A 23,692-nucleotide genomic window follows, 5' to 3' on the forward strand; every position below is an offset into this window, starting at 1 on the left:
AAAAACTGATGATAAATCTGATTTGAAGGGGTTGTTTCTGATTTCTCCAGCGGCACCTCTTCTCTACCCTCGTCTAAATGGATTAGGCCGTTTTTGCCCTGATTTTCTGAAAAAGGCTCTAAAACGGAGTACCCCAGAGGCAGACGCCCAGCAGAAAACCCAGCGCGAAACCGGTGTATACCTGTTTGGTGTTATGGGCCCCCAAAGCCAGCCGGGCAGACAATACGGCGCCGCAGATAACACACCCTAAGGAAACGGGCAACAGCAGGTACGCCTCGGGCAGCCAGGCATGCAGCAGCACCAGAATCCCCAATGTGCCCCCCAGCCCTATGCCGTGCGCGCTGATTTTCCAGAATTGGTTGATGACCAACGTGAGGTACACCGAGGCCGTGATCACGCCCATCATGAGGTAAAAAAGGCTGTCAAAGAAAGAGATGCGGTAGAACACCACAGTGAGCACGGTATAGCAGGTGGCAGAAAGCAGGAGCGGCCAACGGCGGTCGGTGCGGGCGTCTAGCGTTACCGAGGTGACCAGGCCCGCCTGTTGCAAGAGCATTGTCCCCAGTACCGGCAGCAGGAAGGTAAGGATGAACACCAACAGCACAATAAGCCGCCTGCCTTCCGGCGGATACGAGAACACCTCGGCCGGCAGGTAATACAGCAGCAGACTGAACAGGTATGTGGGAAGTAACAACGGGTGAAAGAGCACTGAAAGCACCGTTGCGAGGCGGAGATTCACTTTTTTAAGTAAGCATTAAGAATGTAGAATTAGGAATTGGAGCGGCCGGTACCGGGCTACTCACGGAGGCAAGCAAGGCGTTAAATCATTTCTGTTTTTAATTCTTCATTCCTGATTCTTGATTGGCGGCCCCTCTCCTATAGCTCTTTACGGAGGCGGGCCACCGGTATGTTCAGTTGCTCGCGGTACTTGGCCACGGTGCGGCGGGCAATGTTGTAGCCTTTCTCGTTGAGCATCTTCTCAATCTTATCGTCTGAGAGGGGTTTGCGCTTGTTCTCGGCCTCAATGATGTCTTTGAGAATGGCTTTCACCTCACGGCTACTGGCGTCTTCGCCGGCATCGGTGGCGATGCCTTCTGAGAAGAAGAATTTGAGCGGAATAATTCCGAACTCGGTCTGCACGCTCTTGCTGTTGGCCACGCGGCTCACCGTGGAGATGTCCATGCCAATGTCCTCGGCGATGTCTTTCAGGATCATGGGCTTGAGCTTGCTTTCGTCACCCTCCAGAAAATAGTCGTACTGCCGGCGCAGGATGGCCTCCATGGTGCGCAACAGCGTGTTCTGCCGCTGCTTGATGGCGTCTATGAACCACTTGGCGGCGTCCAGCTTCTGCTTCACAAAGGTCACGGTCTCCTTCAGCTTCTTGTCTTTCTTGGAGCCTTTCTCATAGGCATCAAACATATCGGCGTAAGAGCGGGAAATGCGCAGATCCGGAGCGTTGCGGGCATTCAAAGAGAGTTGCAGCTGGCCGTCTTCGTTGGTGATAATGAAGTCTGGAATCACGTACTGCACGCGCGTGGCGCCGCCGGTTCCGCCCGGTTTGGGGTTCAACTTCAAAATCAGGTCAATGGCCGCTTTCAGCTCGTAGTCTTCCAACTCCAGTTTCTGCTGGATCTTGGCGTAGTGCTTCTTGGTGAACTCGTCAAAGGTGTCATGGATGATCTGCTCGGCCACTTCGGTGATATCGTCTGGGTCGCGGCGCTCTAGTTGCAGCAAGAGACACTCCTGCAGATCGCGGGCCGCGATGCCGGGCGGGTCAAAGGCCTGGATGCGACGCAGCACGTCTTCAATCTCCTGCGGGCTGGCGTCTATGTTCTGCGAGAAAGCCAGGTCATTGGAAATAGCCTGCAGTTCGCGCCGGATGTAGCCGTCCTGGTCAATGGACCCGATGAGCTGCTCACCTATGGCCATTTGCTTGGCGTCCAGGTTCAGAAAGCCCAGTTGGTCCAGGAGGGCATCGGTGAGCGAGCCGGTGAAGGCAATGGGCATTTCGCGGTCTTCCTCGTCTCCGGGGCCGTCGCCCTGCATTTTGTAGCCGGCTACCTCGTCATCGTTGATGTAATCGCCCAGGTCTACCTCATCGTCATCGCGGCGGACTTCGTCTTCGGCAAAATCATCCTCGGTGTTGTCGAAATCGTCATCGGCATCACTGCTGGAATCATCGTCGGTGGCAGGCTCATCGGCGGCGTCTCCCTCTTCCAGAGCGGGGTTCACCTCCAGTTCCTCTTTGATGCGGGCCTCCAGCTCAGCGGTAGGCACCTGCAGCAATTTGATGAACTGTATCTGCTGCGGCGATAATTTCTGGGATAAAAGCTGTTTTAAGTCAAGTCTCTGCATATGAAAACGGCACCAACCACACAAGTGCGGACTAGCCCAAAGTTATGGTTTTTTACTACTGGATTGCAAAAAAGGTTAATTTTGGCCCGCACCAATAGCGCGAGGCATTAAGTATCAGGTATGAAGCGGCAAGACTCTTCTTTCTATGAAGGCTTTCTGCCCCCGGATACCTACTTTTGCACGGGCTTAATACGTGCTACGTGATACTGTATAATGATATGAAAAGAACCAAAGTAAAAGAAGTCCTCCAGACGGCGCCCAGCGACCAGGAGGTGTTGGTAAAAGGTTGGGTGCGTACCAAGCGCGGCAACAAATACGTGACGTTTATTGCCGTGAACGACGGCTCTACTATACACAATATCCAGGTGGTCGCTGACATGACGGTGTTCTCTGAGGAGAGCCTGAAAGAGGTGACCACCGGCGCCAGCGTCTCTGTACTGGGCACTTTGGTGCAGAGCCAGGGCAAAGGCCAGACCGTGGAGATCCAGGCCCGCACCGTGGAGGTACTGGGTACCGCCGACCCTGAGACGTACCCTCTGCAGAAGAAAGGCCACTCGCTGGAGTTCCTGCGCGAGATTGCCCACCTGCGCCCCCGCACCAACACGTTTGGCGCAGTGTTGCGCGTGCGCCACGCCATGGCGTTTGCCGTGCACCAGTACTTCAACAGCAAAGGCTTCTTTTACATCCATACGCCCATCATCACCGCGTCTGACGCTGAGGGCGCCGGCGAAATGTTCCGGGTGACTACCCTGGACCCGGTGAACCCGCCCAAGACCGAGACCGGTGAAGTAGACTTCTCAGAGGACTTCTTCGGGAAATCAACCAACCTGACGGTGTCCGGCCAGTTGGAAGGCGAAGTGACCGCCATGGCGCTGTCTGAGATTTATACCTTCGGGCCTACGTTCCGGGCCGAGAACTCCAACACCAGCCGCCACTTAGCCGAGTTCTGGATGATTGAGCCTGAGATGGCGTTCTACGAACTGGAAGACAACATGGACCTGGCCGAGGACTTCCTGAAGTACCTGGTGCGCTACGCCCTGGACAACTGCATGGACGATCTCCAGTTCCTGAACGACATGTACGACAAGGAACTACTCCCCCGCCTGAACTTTGTGGTGGAGAACGATTTCCAGCGCCTGAACTACACCGAGGCCATTGAGATTCTGAAGACGGCCAAGCAGAAGTTTGAATACAAAGTAGACTGGGGCACCGATCTGCAGAGCGAGCACGAACGCTACCTGGTAGAGAAGCACTTCAAGAAGCCGGTGATCCTGACCAACTACCCTAAAGACATCAAGTCTTTCTACATGAAGTTGAACGACGACGGCAAAACCGTGCGGGCGATGGACGTGCTGTTCCCCGGCATTGGCGAGATCATTGGCGGTTCGCAGCGCGAAGAAAGCTACGAGAAACTGGTGACCCGCATGCAAGAGATGGGCGTACCGGAAAAAGAGATGTGGTGGTTCCTGGATACCCGCCGTTTCGGGACGGTGCCGCACAGTGGTTTCGGGTTGGGCTTTGAGCGCCTGCTGCTGTTTGTGACCGGTATGGGCAACATCAGAGACGTGATTCCTTTCCCTCGTTTCCCTAAGAGCGCTGAGTTCTAGGATTTACTTACTCCACCCTTTGTGGCTGCCAACCGCCCTACTGTCTGCATGACAGTAGGGCGGTTTTGTTTTAAGCCGATTTCTCTAAAAACGGCTTCTAAACTGATTTTCTGGTTTACTATTTCATATCCTGAAACTGTGTTTATCTCGGCTTTTTGTTTCCGGATGATTGATGAAAACCGCTAAGATGGATCAACCAGAAGCTGTGCATCTCTCTTTAAAGAAGTTCCGTAAAGCTGTTTACATTGGGTTCACGGCATCCTTCCGGTAAGTAGACAAGCATCAGGCTTCATCGAAGGCTTTGCACGCAACCTCCAGGCAAAAACCTTTGGCAAGGATCTGAGCACAATGCGCAGAAATGCCCTTTTAGCATTAAATCTAGCAGAACAAGGCCAATCCATTATGATCCGGCGGATTGACCGGCAGAATCCCTATATTTTAAATCCTATATATTAGTATCCTTTCTTGCTGCTTATCCGTATTGCCCAGAATCTACTAATCTCAGTTTAACCATCTGTTTTGATGCTTACTGCCTGCATAAACAGAATGAACAAAGCGACTTCTAAGGGAAACTAAACTGCTTTAAATCATATAAAGAACATAGAAAAGCAATTTAATCCGTAATAATTAGCATTTACCCAATAATTTATTTTGATTTGTAACGACAATAGAGACAATCCTACAAACACAAAAACTATGATGAAACACTTTACTCTCCTCTTGTTTGTATTGGCCATGGCCGTAGGTTCAGCGCAAGCCCAAAGCGCTGCCCAGAAGAGCAAAGAGCGTGCGGCTCAGATGAAACAGAAAGAAAAAGAGCGGGTAGAACTGGCCAAGCAAAAAGCAAAAGAGCGCAAAGAACTAGCCAAACAAAAGCAGATTGCCCGCGAAGCCCAGATAGACGCCAGATACGAGGCCATGGACGAGGCTTACGCCCAAAAGGAAGAAGCCCGGAAAATAGCCTTGCAAGAGAGAGAAGAAGCCATCAAACAGAAAGAAGAAGAACGGGAACAAGCCTTGAAAGAAAAGGCAGCGGCAGCCAAGGAAAAACAGCGCCAGGCTAAACTTGCGATGAAGGAGAAAGAAGAAGCCAGAAAAGTGGCTGCCCGGGAACGTGCCCAAGCCCTGAAGGAAAAGGAAGCCGCCCGCAAAATGGCTGCCAAGGAAAAAGAGGCTAACCGCAAGATCGCATCTAACGAATAACTAAATCATACCAACTCCATTAACCTGCAACTTGCAGGTAAAACAGCAAGAGCCCGCCAATGCGGGCTCTTGCTGTTTTACCTGTTCTCTATTTAGTGTCAAGGTAGAAAAGGGGTTAGTTTTTAGGCTGCTTTCTTGTAAAGATGCCTAAAACGAGTTGCCCTCATGCTAACCTAGTTTTCTACCGCATTGTCTTTGTAATCACTTTCGGCATCAACTCTAAAAAATGCTTGCCAGGACTTACTTGGTGATTGACCAGCATAAGGTTCTACTCCATCCAGCACCTTGCTGCCCGTTCTCTTTTAAGGCGCTTTCCCTGAAGCAACCAAAACAAGGCAAGTAACAGACAGGGTTCTTCAGCAAAGAAGACATATTATTTCCCATGCCAGTTCTCTCCTATTGACAGTCACGTCTGCCTTCGAAACCATTTCTGACGCCTGAACAGAGTTCTAAACCCTTCGGAACTTAAGAGTTGGTACAAATCACATAGTATAAATTCCCATAAATAATTATAATTAATGTTACCATTGTTTTATTTTATAATTAATTATAATTATTATTGGCTTACTGAATTTTACAGAAGCCCACTTTAAAACATGTTCTACCGGGAATTCTAGACTAATATTATATGGGAAACCGCTACACTTTAAAACCCGCCTCAGTTCTATGGTATCTACTGAGGATTGTGCTTGTTCTGCTCATTGTAGATACGTGCGCCATTGCTGTGGAGTACTACCTCCGGACATATGTTGACGCGTCTATTACAGGTTCTTATTCTTTCCAGTACTATGTGACGGGCATGTTCGGGTTTGATGGGGAGAGAAATATTCCCACGTACGTGTCAACCATCAACCTATTGATCAGTGCCATCCTGCTTTTTACCATCTCCAAGCACGTAAAGAACAGCGCGCAGCCCAAACACCACAGAAAATGGTACCTGATGGGCTGCATGTTTGCCTGGCTTTCAGCAGATGAGTTGTTTTCCCTGCATGAGTTACTGGTGAAGCCCTCCCGGAATTTCCTCAAGGAGTCATTGCAGCAAGACAACCTGGGATTCCTGAATTTTGCCTGGTTTGTGCCTTACGTCCTCTTTTTCATGCTGGTAGGGCTGTACCTGGTGAAGTTTGTCCTGTCGTTGCCCAAACCCACGCTGCTGCGGTTTATAGGAGCCGGGACGGTATTCATTGCAGGAGCCGTAGGCATGGAGATGGTGGGCGGTGATTTCATGGCCGATCAAGGCAGTAGAATAAGCCTGGTCTATAAAATGTTCACCTCGGTGGAGGAAGTGTTGGAGATGGTGGGCATTATCCTCTTTATCTACTCACTTCTCAAGCACATGGAACAGCAGAAAGGCCTGAACGACTTGCTGGTGATTAGCCTAGACAAAAAAGAGACTGCACCCGCTTCTTCTGCCCCAAAGAAAACCGTCATCAAAGAAGAGGAAGCGCTGTTAACAGTAGCATCCTAATCTTTCTATCGTCTTTGTTCTGCAGGTGAACGCCGCTTGTGGCAATTCCCTGCAGAACAAAGACGTCAAGCTAATTTCCTTTCATCCAAGGGCTCCTTTGAGCAAGTTTACGCGAAGTGGATTTTCCATATAGCCCTTTGTTGAGGTTTCATTTTCAGCCTTATTCTTCATTTCTGGGCCGAAAACAGATATCTGTTTTCTTTTTGCTCGTCCTCCTCCTTCCCCGGTACTCACTTCTTTGAATCTGAATTATTGAAGTGGATTAAGATTCGGTCTTTACCAGGCTTTTCAGCTTTCTACAGCTTATTAGATCAGGGATTGGTGTTCGTCAGCACCCCTCCTTTGTAAAAGAACTCCGCTAATTCAACTGAAAACTTGCAGTTTACCAAGTAATTTTATAATTTAAATTTCACTTCTACAGATTCTCCCCAAAGAACCGACAGCAAAACACCTAAACTACTATCATGCCTTTTTCTACTCCTTTGCCTGAGGCCAACCGCAGCGGCTTCTTCTTAAGCTTTGACAAAGATTTACTTCAGCTAGACACTATCCATAAGTTCTTAAGCCAGGCCTATTGGTCTAAAGGAATTCCCAGACAGGTGGTGAAACGTGCCATAGACCATTCTCTGTGCGTGGGTGTCTACTACGAGGGGAAACAAGCCGCCTTCGCCCGCCTGGTCACTGACTATACCACCTTCGCTTATCTCTGCGACGTTTTCGTGCTGGAGGAATACCGGGGCAACGGGCTGTCTAAGTGGATGCTGAAGGCCTTCAGGGCGCATCCCGAATTACAGGGCCTCCGCCGTTGGATGCTAGCTACCGAGGATGCACATGACCTTTATACCCAGTTCGGGTTTGAGCCGCTGCCCCACCCAGAGCGCTTTATGCAGTTGCACACGCCCAATATTTACCAGAAGCAGCCCCAGAGAAAAGAAGAAGTGTAGACCTGTAAAGACGGGTGACGCGCAGTGGGCATTGAGCGTTTTTGCTTTCTTTTCCGTAAAAGAAGGCAAAAACAGAACTTCCGTATGCATTATTCATCCGTCTATACACCTCAGAAATCACTTCGGCACAAGCTCCTACCCTTTTGGGTTCTGGCCGTTTTCTGTCTTCTGCAAGCCTGCAGCAGCACCAGCAAACTGCCGCCGGCTCAGTCAACAGCAGAGTTTTACCAGAAATACCGCAACGAGGCCGGTTTCAAAGGCACCACCGTGCCCGTAGGCTTGGTTTCCAAGTACCTGGCAAAGGAAATCACCGACACCACCATACGGGCGGCTTTGGCCAACATCTCCTCGGTGCGCGTCCTTTCCTTTACGCCCACCACCAGAAAATCACAGCGTTTACTCCAGCAGGGACTTACCCAGGAACTAGACCAGGTGCTGCAACGAGACAACTACGCCGCCATTCCTTTGCTGGATGAGGCACCGGGTTCTTTGCAGTTCAGGATGAGGCAGTCTAATGAGCAGGTGCAGGAAATAGTGGGCTACCGCAAATACGGCAACTCCTTCTTGATGCTCCAGGTCAACGGCCGCTTCACCCGCCAACAGGTAGAGCAAATGCTGCAGAAAATAGACCCAGATCTGCTGATTCCGCTTTTGGGCTGATTTCCAAAGGCCTCTGTTTTAAGCCTGATTTCAGGAAATCGACACAGAAACGACAAGCTGCCCGTTGACAGAACGAACCAGTAACATGAAAAAGAGCACCGGAAAGAGAGGGAATTACCTTTCCGTTCCGGTGCTCTTTTTACATGATGCGCTTTGCTTTACATCTTTTCCCCGGAGGCCAGGAGGGCAGGCGGAGGCGTCACTTTCTCCTCGCGGAAGTACACGGTAAAGGTGGTACCCTCGCCTTGCTTACTGCTCACTTCAATGCGGCCGCCGTTGTTCTCAATGATGCGTTTTACAATGTACAGGCCTATGCCAGTGCCCTCCACGTGCGAGTGGAAGCGGCGGAACATGGTGAACAGCTTCTCCTGTTGGTCTTCCCTAATGCCCAGCCCATTGTCTGCCACGCTCAACACCACGTAGCCATCCTGCCGGGAGGTGTGGATGTGAACCGTGAGTTTACGGGCCGGATCGCGGTATTTCACCGCATTGGACACCAGGTTATAGAGGATGCTGCGCAGGTTCTTGCGGGCGTACCGCAGGTGTTTCACCTCAAAGGTGGTTTGCAGCTGGCTCCCGGAGGCCTGGATCATGGGCGCAATGTCTTCCTCTACCCCGGCCAACACTTCGGCAAAGGATAGCATCTCCGCCTGTGAGTCCAGGTCTTTCTGCACCTTGGTAATTTCCGTGAGGTCATGGATGGTGCCCTTCAGTTTACCGATGGAGGAGGCCACCATGTGCAGCAGCAAATGCTCCTCGCTCTCCTCATTCCCCTCTACGGTTTCCAGCAAGGCCGAGGTAAGCCCCTCCAGGTTGGCCAAAGGCGAACGCAGGTCATGGGAAGCCGTGTACACGAAGTTGTCCAGGTCATTGTTGATCCTGATCAGCTCCTGGTTTTTCAGGTTCAGCTCGTCGTTGATGGTGGAGAGCTGCTCGCGGCTTCTCACCTGTTCCGTCACCTCCACCGCAAACGTGAGCACCGACTCCACCTCCCCACGGCCGTTTTTGATGGGCTCATACACGATGTTGAAGTGCCGTACGTTTTGCTGGCCCTCGGGAGAATCACTGAAGTAAACCGGTACTTCCTGGCCCACAAACGGCTCGCCGGTTTCCGCGATGTGCCGGATAACGGTGCTGAACTGCTCCCGCTGAGACGCGGGCAGCGAATCTGTGGCAATCTCCCCTACCTTGGCTTTCCCGTCGTACAGGTTGCTCAGGTAAGCGTTCACCAGAGTGTATTTCAGGTCTTTGGCGCGCACCAGCCCCACAATGGCCGGAACCTGCATGAAGATCTGCTGCAGCGTATCGGCGGACTGCTTCAGCTTTTTCTCCATCTTGATGCGGTCACTGATGTCAATAGCCGAGCCGATGTATCCCAGGAACTCCCCGCCCTCGGTGCTGAACCGGGGAATACCCATGGTCACCACCCCGCGGTAAGCCTCATCGCGGCGGCGCAGCCGGTATTCCACCTTGAACTCCTCATTTGCCGCTACCGCCTGCTGGTAAGACTGCATCATGCCGGGGTTGTCGTCTGGATGGATGAACTGCAGCCAGCCCTGCCCTAGGTTGTCCTCAAACCTGGAGCCGGTGAACTTGAGCCACTGTCGGTTTACGTAGGTGCAGTTGTGGTGCTCATCGGTGATCCAGATCATCACTGGGGCACTGTCGGCCATGTTGCGGAAACGGGCCTCGCTCTCCAGCAGGGCTTGCTGGGCTTTCTTCTCCTCCGTGACATCGCGCACCTCCAGAATGTGGCCAACCACCTGGCCGCCCTGCTTCACAAAACGGGTAGAGCAGACCACCGGAATAAGGTTGCCGTCATGGCAGACAAAGGAATCTTCAAAGGTAAAGGCTTTCTGAGACACCAGCTCCGGCGCCAGGTTCCCGGCCTCACTGCCCCGGTGCACCACCTCATACAAAGGCCTTCGCTTCAATTCCGATAGGTCATACCCCAGCAACTTTTCAGCGGATGGGTTCTGAAAGGTACAGTAGCCCCGGTCGTCCAGCATGAACAAACCGGCGGTGGTGTTTTTGGTGATGAGCTCAGTGAGTTGGTTTGAGCGCAGGTATCGCTGCAGTGACCAGACCACGAAGAAAATAAGCAAGCTGATGATGCTGCCACCCAACAAGATGAGGTCGTGCTGGTCTATGCCCGAGGCCTCAGCGAAAGCCTTGTTCGCTTTGTAGCGCAGGGTCCAGGTACGGCCGGCAAACCGAATGGTGTCTGTATCTGTGAGCAGGCTGTCAGAGCTGGCAGCAACGTCAATATCCGTGGCGTTCCGGAAAAGGAGCGCGTCTTCTTTTATCTTTTTGCCGTCATAGATGGAAATGCTGATGTTCTCCAAAGCATCACCCAAGGTATTGGAGAAAAGGTCTTTGGCTCGGAAAGGCGCATAGACAAAGCCCCGCAGCTTGTTTCTGCGCTCCATGAAGTCTACCGGGTCTTCGCCGCCGTAGTAGACCGGCATGTAGATAAGCAGGCCCGCCTGCACATCTTTCCCGCTTTCCTGCACCAACCGCACCTTACCCGTCATGGCCGGCCGGTTTGAGTCACGGGCAGCTTCCATGGCCTCGCGGCGGGTAGGGTCATTGAACATGTCAAAACCCAAGGCCCGTTGGTTGGCCACGTTCATGGGTTCCAAAAAGATGATGGCCGAGTACTCTGTGCGGGGCCCAACCGGGGTGATCTGGAAATTGGGAAACCCCTCGGCCCGAATGCGGGCCTCCAGCACCGGGGCCTGCTCTGGCGTGGCCATGGCCGCGAATCCAATCCCCTGCACCCCGGGGTAGTTCCGGAGGATATCCAGCGAACTCAGGTAGCCATGGAAACCGGCGCGGGTCACAGTGTCTGAGGCGGCAAACAACCCGTTTACGCCCTTCAAGATCTGCAAGTAATAGCCCATGCGGCGCTCCAGGGTGGCTTTGATCTGCACCTTCTTGATCTCAAACATGCGGGCATCCTCAGCCTCGTCATTGGATTTGGACACATAGTAGGCATACAAGGTGATTCCCAACACCAATACAAAGGACCCCAGGGCCAGGTAGTAATCTTTCAGACGGGAAAATATCATGTACAATCAGTTCGCTTCACCTTCTCTAGGTATGTAGAAGGTGTTTTGGGTTTGGCCGGCAAAGACTTTTCTGCAGGGTGTTTAAAGGGTGTTTTCCGGAAAAAGGCCTGAAAACAGAGGCAAACTAAGCCAGTTGCGCCTGCAGGTACTCCTGCACTGCTGGCTTGTCATAGTCTTCCTCTTTCTGGATATGTTCCATTAATACCCGCATGATCTCTTCCTGCCGCTGACCATTGGCCAGTGCCTCGGCATACGGTAAATCCGGGGAAAAGGTAACCATGGAATACAAAGGCAGCCAGGAATCTGGGTATTGGGCTGTGATTTTGGCCTCTATTTTCTTTTGGAGCAGAAAACGCGGATCGGCGACTTTGTCACGCATCTCAATAAAGTTATAGACGGCCAGGTCGGCAATGGCATCGGTGTTGGGCTTGCGCACGTCCTGGAACGTCTGGAAAATGGTCTCCCAATTGTCTTGGTGCTGTTCCAATAAACCGCGCAAAACGGTGCAGTCCTCAAACCCGGCGTTCATGCCCTGCCCGTAGAACGGCACGATGGCGTGGGCGGCATCGCCCAGCAACAGGATCTTGCCGCTGTGGCGCCAGGGCTGGCACTTGATGGTCACCAACGACCCGATGGGATTCTCGAAGAACTCCTGCGCCAGATCGGGCATGAGCGCCGTGGCATCGGGGAAGATTTCCTGGAAGAAGCTGGTCAGTTGCTCGGGCGTCTGCAGTGATTTAAAGGAGGGCTCGCCTTCGTAGGGGAAAAACATGGTGCAGGTAAAAGACCCGTCCACGTTAGGCAGCGCAATCATCATGTACTGGCCGCGGGGCCAGATGTGCAGCGCGTTTTTCTCCAGTTGCCAGCTCCCATCGGCCGCGGGCGGAATGGTGAGTTCTTTGTAGCCGTAGTCCAGGTAGCTTTGCTCGTAGTTGAACCGGTCTGTTTTCTGCAATGACAGCCGCACCATGGAATAGGCGCCGTCGGCGGCAAAAATCACGTCCGGCGAGATGTGGTGCTCCTGCCCCGAGACCGTGTCCAGCATGGTGACTTTGTTCGTGGCCACCTCCACCTCCATGACCTGTTGCTGAAAGTGCAGCGAGATGGTGGGCTCGGCCTCGGCCAAATCCAACAGCGCCTGGTTCAGGCCGCCCCGGGAAACGGAGTAGATGGCCTGCCCCTCCTGCCCGTACGGCTGGAAAGAGAGATTCCCGTTCTTGTCATGCATCACGCGCTGGTACATGGGAATGGCCACCTTGCGGATATCCTCGGCAATGCCGATGGTTTCCAGGGCCCGCCAACCGCGGTCACTCAACGCCAGGTTGATGGAGCGCCCGCCGCCAAGATCGGTGCGGCGCAGGTCTGGCCGCCGCTCGTACACATCCACCCGGTATCCTTGTTTGGCAAGATACAAAGACAGCAGGCAGCCTACCAGGCCCCCGCCCATGACGCTGAGTTGGGTGGTTTTCTCCATCAATTTTAGTTACGTGTGGTCTCTACGCAGAAACTGGCCCTCAAAAGGTGCTTTCTACGGAAAGAAGAGGTAAACTTAGGTTAAATTTTGTAAACAAGCCCTGCCATGTCTGCCCCTTCATCGCTCTTTGTGCTCCATGTCACTTCACCGGTGGGCACCATTCAGCTTACCTCTACGGAAAATCAGCTGTTTAGGGCTTGCTTTCTGGAAAACGGCCCCGAAACGGACAGCCCGGTTATCCCCGTCTGTCTGCAGGAGGCCGCCACGCAACTGGAAGAATACTTCGCCGGTAAACGCCACACCTTTGACCTCCCGCTCTACACCCAAGGCACTCCCTTTCAGCAACAGGTCTGGCAAGCTTTGCAACAGATCCCCTTGGGCAAAACCGACCATTACCTGGGTCTGGCTAAACGCATGAATAACGCGGGTGCGGTACGGGCGGTGGGCGTGGCCAACGGCGCCAACCCCTGGATGATTCTGGTACCCTGCCACCGCGTAGTGGGCGCGCAGGGCCAGCTTACCGGTTATGCCGGAGGACTCTGGCGCAAACAGTGGCTTTTAGAACACGAAGCCAAAATGAGCGGCACGTACCAGACGGCTCTCTTTTAAATGAGAGAAGGAGTGATTGAGAGCATGAGTGAATAGGAAAATGACATTCTCTCAATCATTCAATCACTCAATCAATCAATCTAAACGTGAGGTTGATTCTTGGTTGAAGCGGTTTGGTGGTTTTGGGGAGTTGATGGTGCCAGAAGTGTTGGGTGGGGCCGGCCATGAGGAGCAGACTGCCGGAGGGCAAAACCAGTTGGTGTTTCAAGTCTTTCTGTTGCCGGTGCCGGAAAGAGAAGGTGCGCTCCTGGCCCAAGCTGATAGAGGCAATGATGGGGTTCTGCCCTAATTCGGGTTCATCATCGGCGTGCCAGCCCATGCTGTCTTGGCCGTGACGATAGAGGTTTTGCAACACGCTGTTGAAAGCGGCGCCCGTAGTCTTTTCCAGGTCTTTTCTTAAATCTGATAATTCTGGCAGCCAGGGCAGCGGTTCCCAGGTGAGGCCCGAGTAGGTGTAGGCTTTGCCGGCATCGGCGTACCAGGCGGTGAGCCGGGGCTGGTCTACCTGGCGGCCAAACATCCTGATCTTCTCTTGGCGCCAGGCGGCTTTCTCTGTCAGCGCCTGTTGCAGAACCTCTCGTTTCCCCGGGGGAATAAAAGCCGGGAGCAGGTAGACCTCCGCATCGGGCATAGGCAGCTTACAGGCGGCAAACTGCTTTTGGAATTCTGGGGAGAGGTGCGGCATGCAGGAAAGATACAGCTAAATTATTCCTGGGGCTTAGCGGTAGGCTCGCCTTTGTCATTGTCTGACATCTCCAGGGCGGCTTTGTCGGGGTCAATGAAATCGGTGGGCTTCCGGACCTTGTCCAGGTAGCGCATGATGGGGGTAGCCAGCACGCCGTGCATGAAAACCGACAACAGGATGGTGAAGCCCGCCACCGCCCAGATTTCCTCGGGGTTCGCGAAATCGGCTTTGCCCAAGGCGAAAGCCAGGTAGAACACCGATCCTATCCCCCTAATCCCGAAGAAGCTGATGGCCCACTTTTCCCGGGTTTTCACCGGAACGCCCAATAAACCAATGAATCCGGCCAGCGGCCGAATCACCAGCAGAAACCCGATGCTCACCAGCGCGCCTTGCCAGGTAAGCGCATCCAGCAGGCCCCGGCTGATGCTGCCGCCCAGCAAAATGAGCACAATGACCACCAGAATCCGTTCAATCTGGTCGGTGAAATCATGCATCTCACGGTGGTAGGAATTGTCTTCTTCGTAATGCTTGAGGGTAAGGCCCGTGATGAACACCGCAATGAAGCCGTACCCGTGCACCATCTCAGTGAGGCCGTAAACGAGTAACGTCGCCGAGATGGCCACAAAGCCGTCCTGCGTCTCGGGGAAGTTGCCTTTCTTGGGAAGCTTGAACAAGAGGTACTCCAGCACTTTCCCCAGCAAAAAACCCGCTCCCACGCCCACCACAATGCGGTACAGCACATCATAGGAAAGCCAGTCCATGAGCCAGGCTTCGGGCGCCAGCCCGTGAAGTGCCAACGAGATGGCCAGCCAGGTAAAGGGAAAAGCCATGCCGTCGTTTAGACCGGCCTCGGCAGTGAGCGCGAAACGGGTGGCGTCTTCCACCTCATCGCTGGGCGGCCCCACCTGTACATCGGAGGCCAGCACTGGGTCAGTGGGCGCCAAAGCCGCCGCCAGCAACACCGCCGAGGCCACCGGAAAGCCCAGGAACTGCCAGGCCAGCCAAGCCAGGGTGCCTATACAAAGCAGCATGGTCCAGCTCACCAACCGCAACGGCACCTGCCACTTGAACAAGGAAAACCGCCGGTTGATCTTGATGCCCGTGCCCATAAGCGTGATGATGACGCACAGTTCTGAGAGCCGCAACGCAAAATCGTTCTTGCGCAAAGGGTCAGGCTCAGGCAACCCGATGGGGAGTTTATAGAGCAGAAAACCCACGCAGATAAACAGCATGGCATAGGAAACAGGCACTTCCTTGAACCAGGTGGGCAACCAGGCCATGGCCAGCGCGGCAATGCCAACCACCACAAAAGAAATCAGGTAAATGTCCATGGCCGCTTCAGTTTCTGGCAGGCGGAACCCTGCTCCTCGTATAAATACTTACCTCATACGGAAACCAGGCGCATGTTTCTGCCTTATTTTCTGAAAAAGCGCAAAAAAACCTGTGGCTACCTGCTCAGGCAACTCCTTCTCAGCCAGAAACTACCCCTAAAGCAAAATGCCTTTCCTCAGGTCTTTGTGTTTAGAGGCGGTTTTGCGCAAACTACCTCTAAAACAAACAACCTAAGAAAAGGCACGTGGAAGAAGCGTTGGTTGGCTGTATTTAATCTATTGTCTCCATTCCCGCTGTTGAAAATCAACCCACCCCTACCCCTCCCAGGAGGGGAATACCAAAAGCCTAAAAGTAAAGGCTAAGGCTTTCCCAAGCATTCTAGTTAGAAATCCCCTCCTGGGAGGGGTAGGGGTAGGTAAAGGAGCGCTATCTATTTGTAGCTTTTGCGAATAGCAAAGAGCTCTATTTCTGGAAATGCGCCGCCAAAAACTGCCCGAACCGGAACACGTCTTCAAAGGTGTTGTAGAGCGGCGTGGGCGCCACCCGGATCACGTTGGGCTCGCGCCAGTCCAGGATAAAGCCATTGGCCATTAAGGTCTCAAACAGCTCGCGGCCGTTCTGGTGCACCAGCAATGACAACTGGCAACCCCTCGCCGATGGCTCTTTGGGCGTGATGACTTCCAAGGCTTCTTTGGGCTGCGCTAGTTCATTGATCAGGAACTCAAGGTAGCCGGTGAGCTGCTCGCTTTTAGCGCGCAGGTTCTGCATACCAGCTTGGTCAAACATCTGTAGGGAGGCTTTGTGCACAGCCATGGGCAGAATCTGGCTGTTGGAGAGCTGCCATCCCTCGGCGCCCGGCATAGGAATAAAGCCTTTCTTCATCTGGAAGCGCACGCTCTGGTCATGGCCCCACCAGCCGGCGAAGCGCGGCAGGTCTGGGTTCTTGGCGTGGCGCTCGTGCACAAACACCCCGGAGGTTCCGCCCGGGCCAGAGTTCAGGTATTTATAGGTACACCACACGGCAAAGTCCACGTTCCAGCCGTGCAGTTGCAGTGGCACGTTGCCCGCGGCGTGCGCCAGGTCAAAACCGCAGATGGCGCCTGCAGCATGGGCCTCGCGGCTGATGGCGGCCATGTCAAACACCTGACCGGTATAGTAGTTCACTCCACCCATCATCACCAGCGCAATCTCGCTGCCTTTCTCGCGGATGACGGCCAGAATGTCCTCGGTGCGCAGCGTATGCTCGCCGGCCCTGGGCGCCACTTCAATAATGGCGGCATCGGGGTTGAATCCGTGGAATTTCACCTGACTCTCCAGCGCGTATTGGTCTGAGGGGAATGCCCCGGCCTCGGTCAAGATCTTATAGCGCTGGCCTTGCGGCAGATAAAAAGATACCAGCATGAGGTGCAGGTTCACGGTGAGCTGGTTCATGACCACCACTTCCTGCGGCAGGGCACCCACCAGCCGGGCAGTTGGCTCGGCCAAGGCCGCATGGTAGGTAAACCAAGGCGTATCACCGGTAAAATGCCCTTCCACACCCAATTCGGCCCATTTGGTCATTTCTTCCTCCAGGGCGGCCCGGGCCGCTTTGGGCTGTAGCCCCAGGGAGTTGCCGCAGAGATAGACCGTGTCTTTCCCATTGAAGGTTGGAATATGGAACTGGTCTCTGTACGACCGGAGCGGATCTGCCTGGTCTAGGGATTGGGCAAAGGCAAGGGTATTTTGAAAAGCCATGAAATGCGAATACGTTGAAGAAACAAATTTAAGAAGATGCCGGTGCAAACAGCCCCATCCTGGGTACTTTCTACACCAACAGAAAATCAGGGGGTTTGTTTGCTCTGGGCCAACTTCTGCACCAGGAAACGCTCTTTCTCCAGACCCAGCCATTGCAAGGCGGCGCCACCCAGCAGCAGTTCTTTCACCTCTTGGGAATAAGCCATGGACTCAATGAGTTTGCCGGGCTCCTGCTCACCCAGCGGAAAAGGGTAATCGGAGCCCAAGGCCACCCGGTCTGCCCCAAATTGCTTTACCACATAATCTAGGGTATTGGGGCAATGAACCAATGAGTCTATCCAGAACTTGCCCACGTAGTTTTCCGGGGCCACGGGGTTGTCCACGGCGCAGAGATCGGGGCGAACGTCAAAGCCGTGTTGGATGCGGCCCAGCGTGAACGGGAAAGATCCGCCGCCGTGCGCGAAGGCCAGCCTGAGGTTAGGCAACCGTTCCAGCACCCCTCCGAAGATAAGCGAGCAGATGGCCCGGGAGGTCTCGGCAGGCATGCTCACGAGCCAAGGCAGCCAGTACTTGCGCATCTTCTTCTCGCCCATCATGTCCCAGGGATGCACAAAAACGGCAGCCCCCAGATCGGCGGCGGCTTCAAAGATGGGGAACAAGGCGGCATCGTCCAGGTTGGTGTCGTTCACGTTGGAGCCTATCTGCACCCCGGCCAACCCAAGCTCTTTCACGCAGCGCTCCAGTTCTTTGATGGCCAGGTCGGTGTCTTGCATGGGCAGGGTACCCAGACCCACAAACCGCGCCGGGTACCGGGCCACCACCCCGGCAATATGGTCGTTAAGGATTTTAGAGAGGTCCCAGGTGTGCTCGGGCTTGGCCCAATAACTGAACATGACCGGCACGGTACTTAACACCTGCACGTGCACGCCATGTTGGTCGCACTCGCGCATGCGGGCCGCGGGATCCCAACTGTTTTCCTGGATCTCACGGAAGAACCGGTCGTCCAGCATCATGCGGGCGCAGCAGGGTTTGTGGTGCTCCAGCCTGATGAACCCGCCATAGCCGTACCGCTCCCGCAGATCGGGCCAACGCTCCGGCAGAATGTGGGTGTGGATGTCTATCTTAAGCGGCTGGTAGGACATGGCTGGCAGAACAAACAAAAAGGAACTGTTGCTCAACTTACGAAATCTCTTTCACATAGTCTCGTCTCAAGGTCGGCAGGCTCCGTTTTCTGGCTTGTTTTTGACAAAACCAGCTTGAAACGCACGGCAAAATATTTACGAAAAATGCCTCGCGGCCTGGCAGAAGTGCGGCAGGTTAGATAAACTTACTTCATCCTTTCACCTTATTATATACGCACATGGCACGACAATTATTCTCCTCGGGCGCACCCTGGGAAAGCACTGTAGGTTACTCCAGGGCCGTACGCGTGGGCCCCTTGATTGAAGTCGCCGGCACCACCGCCGTAGAGAACGGTCAGGTGGTTAGTCCAGGCGATGTGTACGCGCAAACGGTTTGCATTCTGCAGAAGATAGAACGGGTCTTGCAGGAAGCCGGCGCCTCACTGGACGAGGTAGTACGCACGCGCATGTTCGTGACCGATATCAGCCAATGGGAAGAGGTGGGCCGCGCGCACGGCGAGTTTTTCAAAGACATCAGGCCGGTCACCAGCATGGTGGAAGTCAAAGCCCTCATTGACCCCGCGCTGCTGGTGGAGATTGAAGCCACTGCCTACATCGGTTAAGGAGGTTTTCCGGCCATTTTCAGAAAATCGGCCTTGAAACAAGATTGCTTATTCACTTAGGATTTATGTGTGCCGGAAGCCGATTTTTCATCCTTCAGCCAAGACTTGGATTGGTTATCTGGCGAACAATACATTGCCAGGTGGCCGATGGGTTTGTTGCCAAAACTCATTTTACAGGCGGCTTCTTTTGCAATAAATTCAAAAGATGGGTAGTTTAGAGGACAAGAGTATATTCCCCACCTCTCACCCGCCCTGTCTATGCAAACAATCCTTGTTTTGGGAAGCACCGGAAGCCTCGGCTCCAGTATCCTGGAAGTGCTGAAACAGCAGCCTTACAAGGTCCGCGCCACCGCCCGCACGCCCCTGAAAGCCGAGCAGCTACAGCCCTCGGTAGACGAGGTGATCATCTGCGACCCCACTGATCCTGAAACCCTTTCCCCGGCGCTGGTACAGGGCGTGGATTACATCATCTCGGCGCTGGGCAAAAGCCTGAGCCTCTCAGACAGCAGCCGTACCTCCTTCCACGAAGTGGATTTTCAGGGCAACCTGAACGTGCTCCAGTTGGCGCAGGCCCACGGCCAGTTGAAGAAATTCATCTACGTGGGTGCCTTCAGCGGCGAGAAACACCCGCACGTGGCGTACTTCAAGGCGCACGAAGACTTTGCCCGGGCCCTGCAGCACAGCGGGATTGCCGCCACCATCATCAAACCACCCGCGCTTTTCTCGGCTTTCCTGAATCTGCTGCCCATGGCGCGCAAGGGCCGGCTGGCGTCTATCGGTGACGGGGAGTGCATCACCAATCCTATCCATGAGCAGGAAGTAGCCGAGGCCTGCGTGCAGGCGCTTACCTCTCCGGAGAAAGTGATGGAACTGGGCGGCCCGGTAACTTATTCGCGTCTGGAATTGGTACAACTGGTGGGCAAGGCGGTGGGCAAGGGCAACAGGGCCATTCCCAAAGTGCCGTATTGGGTGGTGAACTCTTTTCTGTCCATGGTGCGCCTGGTGAACCGGTCTCTCTATGAGAAGGCGGCATTCTTTGTGGAAGTCACCAAAAGAGACTGCGTAGCCCCCATCAAAGGCAAACTGAAGCTGGAGGATTATTTAGCCGAACATGTGTAGCAACCCGCTTGGGCTATCCGCCGTTTTTCCTGATATTTGCCTATACTTTGTTTTAGACTAACCGCATGGGAAGAGCATTTGAGTTCCGGAAAGCCCGGAAGATGAAACGCTGGGACATGATGTCCAAGCAGTTCACCCGCATAGGGAAAGAGATTGTGATGGCCGTGAAATCCGGCGGACCCGACCCAGACACCAACGCCCGCCTGCGGGTGTGCATCCAGAACGCCAAAGGGGTGAACATGCCCAAAGACCGCGTGGAAGCCGCCATTAAACGCGCCCAAGGCAAAGAAGAAAGCGATTACTCAGAAGTTGTATATGAGGGCTACGGTCCGCACGGCGTGGCTGTTTTGGTAGAAACCGCTACCGACAACGTGAATCGCACCGTGGCCAACGTGCGCATGCACTTCAACCGCACCGGCGGGGAGCTAGGCCGCACCGGTCAATTTGACTTTATCTTTGAGCGTAAAGGCGTTTTTCACCTCAACGGCGAAGGCCTGGACATGGAAGAACTGGAGCTGGACCTGATTGATTTCGGGCTGGAGAGCATTGACAAAGACGAAGAAGAGAACGAGATCATCATCCAAACCTCTTTCGGTGATTTTGGGGCGATGCAGAAAGCCCTGGAAGAGCGCGGCCTCCACGTGAAAACCTCAGAATTGCAGCGCTACCCAACCGTTCTCAAAGAACTTTCCCCGGAGCAACAGGAAGACATGGAAAAACTCATTGACCGCCTGGAAGAGGACGATGACGTGCAAGCCGTGTACCACAACATGAAAGAAGAATAAACTATTTACAGGCTGATTTCTGAAAATCTGCCGCGAAACAGTAATCATAGCAAAGGCCCGCTTTCTTTGGAGAAGGCGGGCCTTTGTGTTAATTGGATACTGTTGAAGGTACAAACAGTTAGAACTGTGTCAAGTGCCAACTGTCTCATAAGCATTGATAGAGCCAGACTTTTTATTGGTGACTGAGAAACTGAGTAGTCCGGCTGCGAACAATATAGCTCCTCCTAAAAATGGGAAACCTGCTCCCACTAAATCTTCAAGTACTGGAGAGAATAAATAAGGTAAACAATATAGCATCCCAAATCCTCCTAACAGCATAGACATACAGGAAGTAATCAAGGCAATCTTTGTTAATTTAGTTTTCATCACAAGTTCTATATTTTTAGAACCTACCACTCTTTTCCTTAAATCTGCTGTGTAGTATTTTGAATACTGTTCAATCTGCCAAGACTTTATTGATTGTGATGCTAGCCCCTGCTTGAAGTCACCATAAAAGATTCGCCACTTATTAGGAAGGAGTAAAAATCCGTACAAAAAGATGGCTAGACTTGGCACAGATATATTCCCATTGCCAATCATAAATGCTTGCATTCTTATTTCGTCAACCGGAGTCATTTTATAGTCCAAAAGAACATGTTTGAGGTCATGTGATTCATACCCCGGCACAAGCCTTAGCTTATTGCTTATCAAGCATTCAGCAATATCCTTCCCTAAGGTTCCTCGTTCTAACTCATTAAGCTTATCAACTATCTCCTCATACTTTTTAACATTGCTGAACCGCTCTATTATCCAAACAGATAAATGAAACGAGAGAGTAATTATTAATTGAGGCAATCTGGATATGCTTTTAATATATTTCATTGGGCTCTAACGACTAATTACAGCAAAGACTAGTGCTAAACGGTAATTCTTTTCTACTGCTGCACTGGAGCCGGCTTCGCCATCACTTCACAGCAGTTGGAGCAGGTGCGTTTTTCGTCTGAGGCCCAGAAGGCGTTCATGACCACGGGCAACTGCCCCACGATGTCTGACACCGGGATGAACTCTTCGTACAGTTTGGTGTTGCAGTTCTCGCAGTACCACTGGAAACCGTCTAGTTCGCTTTCATTGCGGTAACGCTCCATCACCAGCCCTACGGTGTTTGGGCCGCGGCGTGGGGAGTGGGGCACATTGGGTGGAAGCAGGAAAATATCGCCTTCGTTGATGTGGATGTCTTTGAACTCGCCGTTGTCAATGACTTTGAGCACGATGTCGCCTTCCAACTGGAAAAAGAATTCCTCGCCGTTGTTGATGTGGTAATCTTTGCGCGAGTTGGGTCCGCCCACCACCATCACAATAAAGTCTTTGTTGTCTTTGTACACCTGTTGGTTGCCCACCGGCGGCTTAAGCAGGTGGCGGTGTTCCTCTATCCATTTCTTGAAGTTGAAGGCAGGTTGTAAGGCCATGTCAATAGCGTTTGAGTATAGGATGCGTCTCCGGAATCGGCCCAGAGATTGCTCCAAGGTACGAAACCTGCCGCATAAAAGATAGATGCCGTTCTGGGGCCGTTTTCACCAAAGCGGGCCAGAAACAGCCATTCCCTCCATCCGGAATAATCTGTACATTTACCTCTATGGATTTGAACCTACAAGACAAGCACGCCGTGGTCTGCGGCAGTACGCAGGGAATTGGCAAAGCGGTGGCCCTGGAGTTAGCGCTCATGGGCGCAACGGTCACGCTGGTAGCCCGCAACGAAGAACGCCTGCAACAAACCTTACAGGAACTGTCTACCCAAGCCGGGCAAGAGCACCAGTACGTAGTGGCAGACTTCAGCCGGCCTCGGGAGGTGCAGGAACGTTTAGCGGCCCATTTAGAGAAAATCGGTCAAAACCATATCCTGGTAAATAACACCGGCGGACCGGCGGGCGGACCGGCTTTGGATGCTGCTTTAGAAGAGTTTGAGAATGCCTTTGCGGCGCACCTGCTGTCTAACCACGTGCTGGTGCAGGCGGTGGTGCCGTACATGCAGGAAGCGCAGTACGGCCGCATCATTAACATTATCTCCACCTCGGTGAAGCAGCCCATCAAAGGCTTGGGCGTATCCAACACCATCAGGGGCGCGGTGGCCAACTGGGCTAAAACGCTGTCTTTTGAGCTGGCGCCGTTTGGCATTACGGTCAACAATGTACTGCCTGGCGCTACAGTAACGGCCCGCCACCACTCGCTGATTGAAAACCGCATGCAGAAAACCGGCCTCTCGCGTGAGGAGATAGAAAAAGAGATGAAGGCGGGCATCCCGGCCAACCGATTTGCCGAGCCCGAGGAAGTGGCGGCGGCGGCGGCATTCCTGGCCTCACCGGCGGCTGGCTACATCACCGGCATCAACGTACCCGTAGACGGCGGCCGACTGGGCAACCTGTAACCGAAACAAACAAAGATTTCTCCCCCATGCCCGTGAAACAAAAAAGACTCAACTTCTACTTAAGCCTGTACCAGGCCGTTGGGTTTTCGCTTACCTCTATCGTTTTGACCATCGTTCTCATAAAAGAGGGAGGCATGGCGATACTGCTCATCTTCTTCATGGCACTGCTGTTTTTACCGTTTCTGCTGCTGTCCATCTCAGAACTCCTCAAACCATTGCTCGGGAACCAGAACCTCAAATTGTGCATCTACCTGGCGCTGGGTTTCCTGGTTCTCCCGGCGCTGGCGTTGCCGTTCTTCTTTGAGTTGGGCGGATTCCTAATAGCAGTGTTCTGCCTGTGCTTCGCCGGAGGGGTGTGGTTTCTGAAAGACTGGCACCATAAACTGTTAGCCATAAACGTCCTAGGCGGCCTGGTCCTTTCGGCGATTCTGGTGTACCTCTTTTGGAGTGTAACCAACAACATGAATCAAACCCTGCCTTAGAGCCCATCCCGTTCCTGCG

General features: G+C 53.2%; 22 protein-coding genes. 12 read left to right on the top strand and 10 right to left on the bottom strand.

Annotation, left to right across the window (positions count from 1 at the left end):
- Positions 1–118 precede the first annotated feature (118 nt).
- Positions 119–739, bottom strand: coding sequence for a hypothetical protein (locus FOA19_RS05465; protein WP_149089753.1), 621 nt, complete (start codon positions 737–739; stop codon positions 119–121).
- Positions 740–876: 137 nt separating this feature from the next.
- A complete protein-coding gene (gene rpoN, locus FOA19_RS05470) occupies positions 877–2,355 on the bottom strand; it encodes an RNA polymerase factor sigma-54 (RefSeq protein ID WP_149089754.1) in 1,479 nt (492 codons plus the stop codon).
- Positions 2,356–2,573: 218 nt separating this feature from the next.
- Between rpoN and asnS the strand changes: the two genes are divergently transcribed.
- The 5 genes from asnS (at position 2,574) to FOA19_RS05495 (ending at position 8,237) form a co-directional block, all read left to right on the top strand.
- Positions 2,574–3,962 (top strand): asparagine--tRNA ligase, encoded by a 1,389-nt coding sequence (gene asnS / locus FOA19_RS05475; RefSeq protein ID WP_149089755.1) that lies wholly within the window; start codon positions 2,574–2,576, stop codon positions 3,960–3,962.
- Between the two features lie 696 nt (positions 3,963–4,658).
- Positions 4,659–5,165 carry a hypothetical protein gene (locus FOA19_RS05480; RefSeq protein ID WP_149089756.1) on the top strand — a complete coding sequence of 169 codons (507 nt, stop codon included), beginning with the start codon at positions 4,659–4,661 and terminating at the stop codon, positions 5,163–5,165.
- 628 nt (positions 5,166–5,793) lie between these two features.
- Positions 5,794–6,633, top strand: a complete 840-nt coding sequence (locus FOA19_RS05485; protein ID WP_149089757.1) for a hypothetical protein — start codon at positions 5,794–5,796, stop codon at positions 6,631–6,633.
- Between the two features lie 464 nt (positions 6,634–7,097).
- The gene (locus FOA19_RS05490) at positions 7,098–7,577 is read left to right on the top strand and encodes a GNAT family N-acetyltransferase (RefSeq protein ID WP_149089758.1); all 480 of its coding nucleotides are present in this window, start codon (positions 7,098–7,100) and stop codon (positions 7,575–7,577) included.
- Positions 7,578–7,661: 84 nt separating this feature from the next.
- On the top strand, positions 7,662–8,237 hold the full coding sequence (locus tag FOA19_RS05495) for a DUF4252 domain-containing protein (RefSeq protein ID WP_149089759.1): 576 nt from the start codon (positions 7,662–7,664) through the stop codon (positions 8,235–8,237).
- A 158-nt stretch (positions 8,238–8,395) separates the two neighbouring features.
- Here the strand turns inward: FOA19_RS05495 and FOA19_RS05500 are convergent, their stop codons facing one another.
- Together FOA19_RS05500 and FOA19_RS05505 are read right to left on the bottom strand one after the other, a co-directional pair.
- Positions 8,396–11,308: a CHASE domain-containing protein gene (locus tag FOA19_RS05500; protein ID WP_149089760.1), complete on the bottom strand. Its 2,913-nt coding sequence runs from the start codon at positions 11,306–11,308 to the stop codon at positions 8,396–8,398.
- Positions 11,309–11,432: 124 nt separating this feature from the next.
- Positions 11,433–12,782: an FAD-dependent oxidoreductase gene (locus tag FOA19_RS05505; protein WP_149089761.1), complete on the bottom strand. Its 1,350-nt coding sequence runs from the start codon at positions 12,780–12,782 to the stop codon at positions 11,433–11,435.
- Between the two features lie 105 nt (positions 12,783–12,887).
- On the opposite strand from FOA19_RS05505, the gene FOA19_RS05510 reads away from it, so the two are divergent.
- Positions 12,888–13,391, top strand: a complete 504-nt coding sequence (locus tag FOA19_RS05510; RefSeq protein ID WP_149089762.1) for a methylated-DNA--[protein]-cysteine S-methyltransferase — start codon at positions 12,888–12,890, stop codon at positions 13,389–13,391.
- A 67-nt stretch (positions 13,392–13,458) separates the two neighbouring features.
- Here FOA19_RS05510 and FOA19_RS05515 read toward each other — a convergent pair whose 3' ends face one another.
- Both FOA19_RS05515 and FOA19_RS05520 read right to left on the bottom strand, forming a co-directional pair.
- Entirely contained in the window at positions 13,459–14,076 is a 618-nt protein-coding gene (locus tag FOA19_RS05515) for an alpha-ketoglutarate-dependent dioxygenase AlkB family protein (RefSeq protein ID WP_223808746.1), read from the bottom strand.
- A 20-nt stretch (positions 14,077–14,096) separates the two neighbouring features.
- Positions 14,097–15,407, bottom strand: coding sequence for a cation:proton antiporter (locus tag FOA19_RS05520; protein ID WP_149089763.1), 1,311 nt, complete (start codon positions 15,405–15,407; stop codon positions 14,097–14,099).
- Positions 15,408–15,479: 72 nt separating this feature from the next.
- On the opposite strand from FOA19_RS05520, the gene FOA19_RS05525 reads away from it, so the two are divergent.
- Positions 15,480–15,770 (top strand): hypothetical protein, encoded by a 291-nt coding sequence (locus FOA19_RS05525; RefSeq protein ID WP_149089764.1) that lies wholly within the window; start codon positions 15,480–15,482, stop codon positions 15,768–15,770.
- A 100-nt stretch (positions 15,771–15,870) separates the two neighbouring features.
- On the opposite strand, the gene kynU is transcribed toward FOA19_RS05525, so the two are convergent.
- Both kynU and FOA19_RS05535 read right to left on the bottom strand, forming a co-directional pair.
- Entirely contained in the window at positions 15,871–17,142 is a 1,272-nt protein-coding gene (kynU, locus tag FOA19_RS05530) for a kynureninase (RefSeq protein ID WP_149089765.1), read from the bottom strand.
- Between the two features lie 86 nt (positions 17,143–17,228).
- Entirely contained in the window at positions 17,229–18,284 is a 1,056-nt protein-coding gene (locus tag FOA19_RS05535) for an amidohydrolase family protein (protein ID WP_149089766.1), read from the bottom strand.
- Positions 18,285–18,502: 218 nt separating this feature from the next.
- On the opposite strand from FOA19_RS05535, the gene FOA19_RS05540 reads away from it, so the two are divergent.
- The 3 genes from FOA19_RS05540 to FOA19_RS05550 all read left to right on the top strand — a co-directional run bounded on the left by FOA19_RS05540 (position 18,503) and on the right by FOA19_RS05550 (position 20,790).
- Positions 18,503–18,886: a RidA family protein gene (locus FOA19_RS05540; RefSeq protein WP_149089767.1), complete on the top strand. Its 384-nt coding sequence runs from the start codon at positions 18,503–18,505 to the stop codon at positions 18,884–18,886.
- Positions 18,887–19,144: 258 nt separating this feature from the next.
- Positions 19,145–20,005, top strand: coding sequence for an SDR family oxidoreductase (locus tag FOA19_RS05545; protein ID WP_149089768.1), 861 nt, complete (start codon positions 19,145–19,147; stop codon positions 20,003–20,005).
- 65 nt (positions 20,006–20,070) lie between these two features.
- Positions 20,071–20,790: a YebC/PmpR family DNA-binding transcriptional regulator gene (locus tag FOA19_RS05550; protein ID WP_149089769.1), complete on the top strand. Its 720-nt coding sequence runs from the start codon at positions 20,071–20,073 to the stop codon at positions 20,788–20,790.
- A 129-nt stretch (positions 20,791–20,919) separates the two neighbouring features.
- On the opposite strand, the gene FOA19_RS05555 is transcribed toward FOA19_RS05550, so the two are convergent.
- Together FOA19_RS05555 and FOA19_RS05560 are read right to left on the bottom strand one after the other, a co-directional pair.
- On the bottom strand, positions 20,920–21,651 hold the full coding sequence (locus tag FOA19_RS05555; RefSeq protein ID WP_149089770.1) for a hypothetical protein: 732 nt from the start codon (positions 21,649–21,651) through the stop codon (positions 20,920–20,922).
- Positions 21,652–21,704: 53 nt separating this feature from the next.
- Positions 21,705–22,235 carry a 3-hydroxyanthranilate 3,4-dioxygenase gene (locus FOA19_RS05560; protein ID WP_149089771.1) on the bottom strand — a complete coding sequence of 177 codons (531 nt, stop codon included), beginning with the start codon at positions 22,233–22,235 and terminating at the stop codon, positions 21,705–21,707.
- A gap of 11 nt (positions 22,236–22,246) precedes the next feature.
- On the opposite strand from FOA19_RS05560, the gene FOA19_RS05565 reads away from it, so the two are divergent.
- Positions 22,247–23,191, top strand: a complete 945-nt coding sequence (locus FOA19_RS05565; protein WP_223808747.1) for an SDR family oxidoreductase — start codon at positions 22,247–22,249, stop codon at positions 23,189–23,191.
- Between the two features lie 32 nt (positions 23,192–23,223).
- A complete protein-coding gene (locus FOA19_RS05570) occupies positions 23,224–23,673 on the top strand; it encodes a hypothetical protein (protein ID WP_149089772.1) in 450 nt (149 codons plus the stop codon).
- The last annotated feature ends 19 nt before the right edge of the window (positions 23,674–23,692 follow it).

The sequence above is a fragment of the Rufibacter hautae genome (assembly GCF_008271695.1).
GTDB lineage: Bacteria > Bacteroidota > Bacteroidia > Cytophagales > Hymenobacteraceae > Nibribacter > Nibribacter hautae.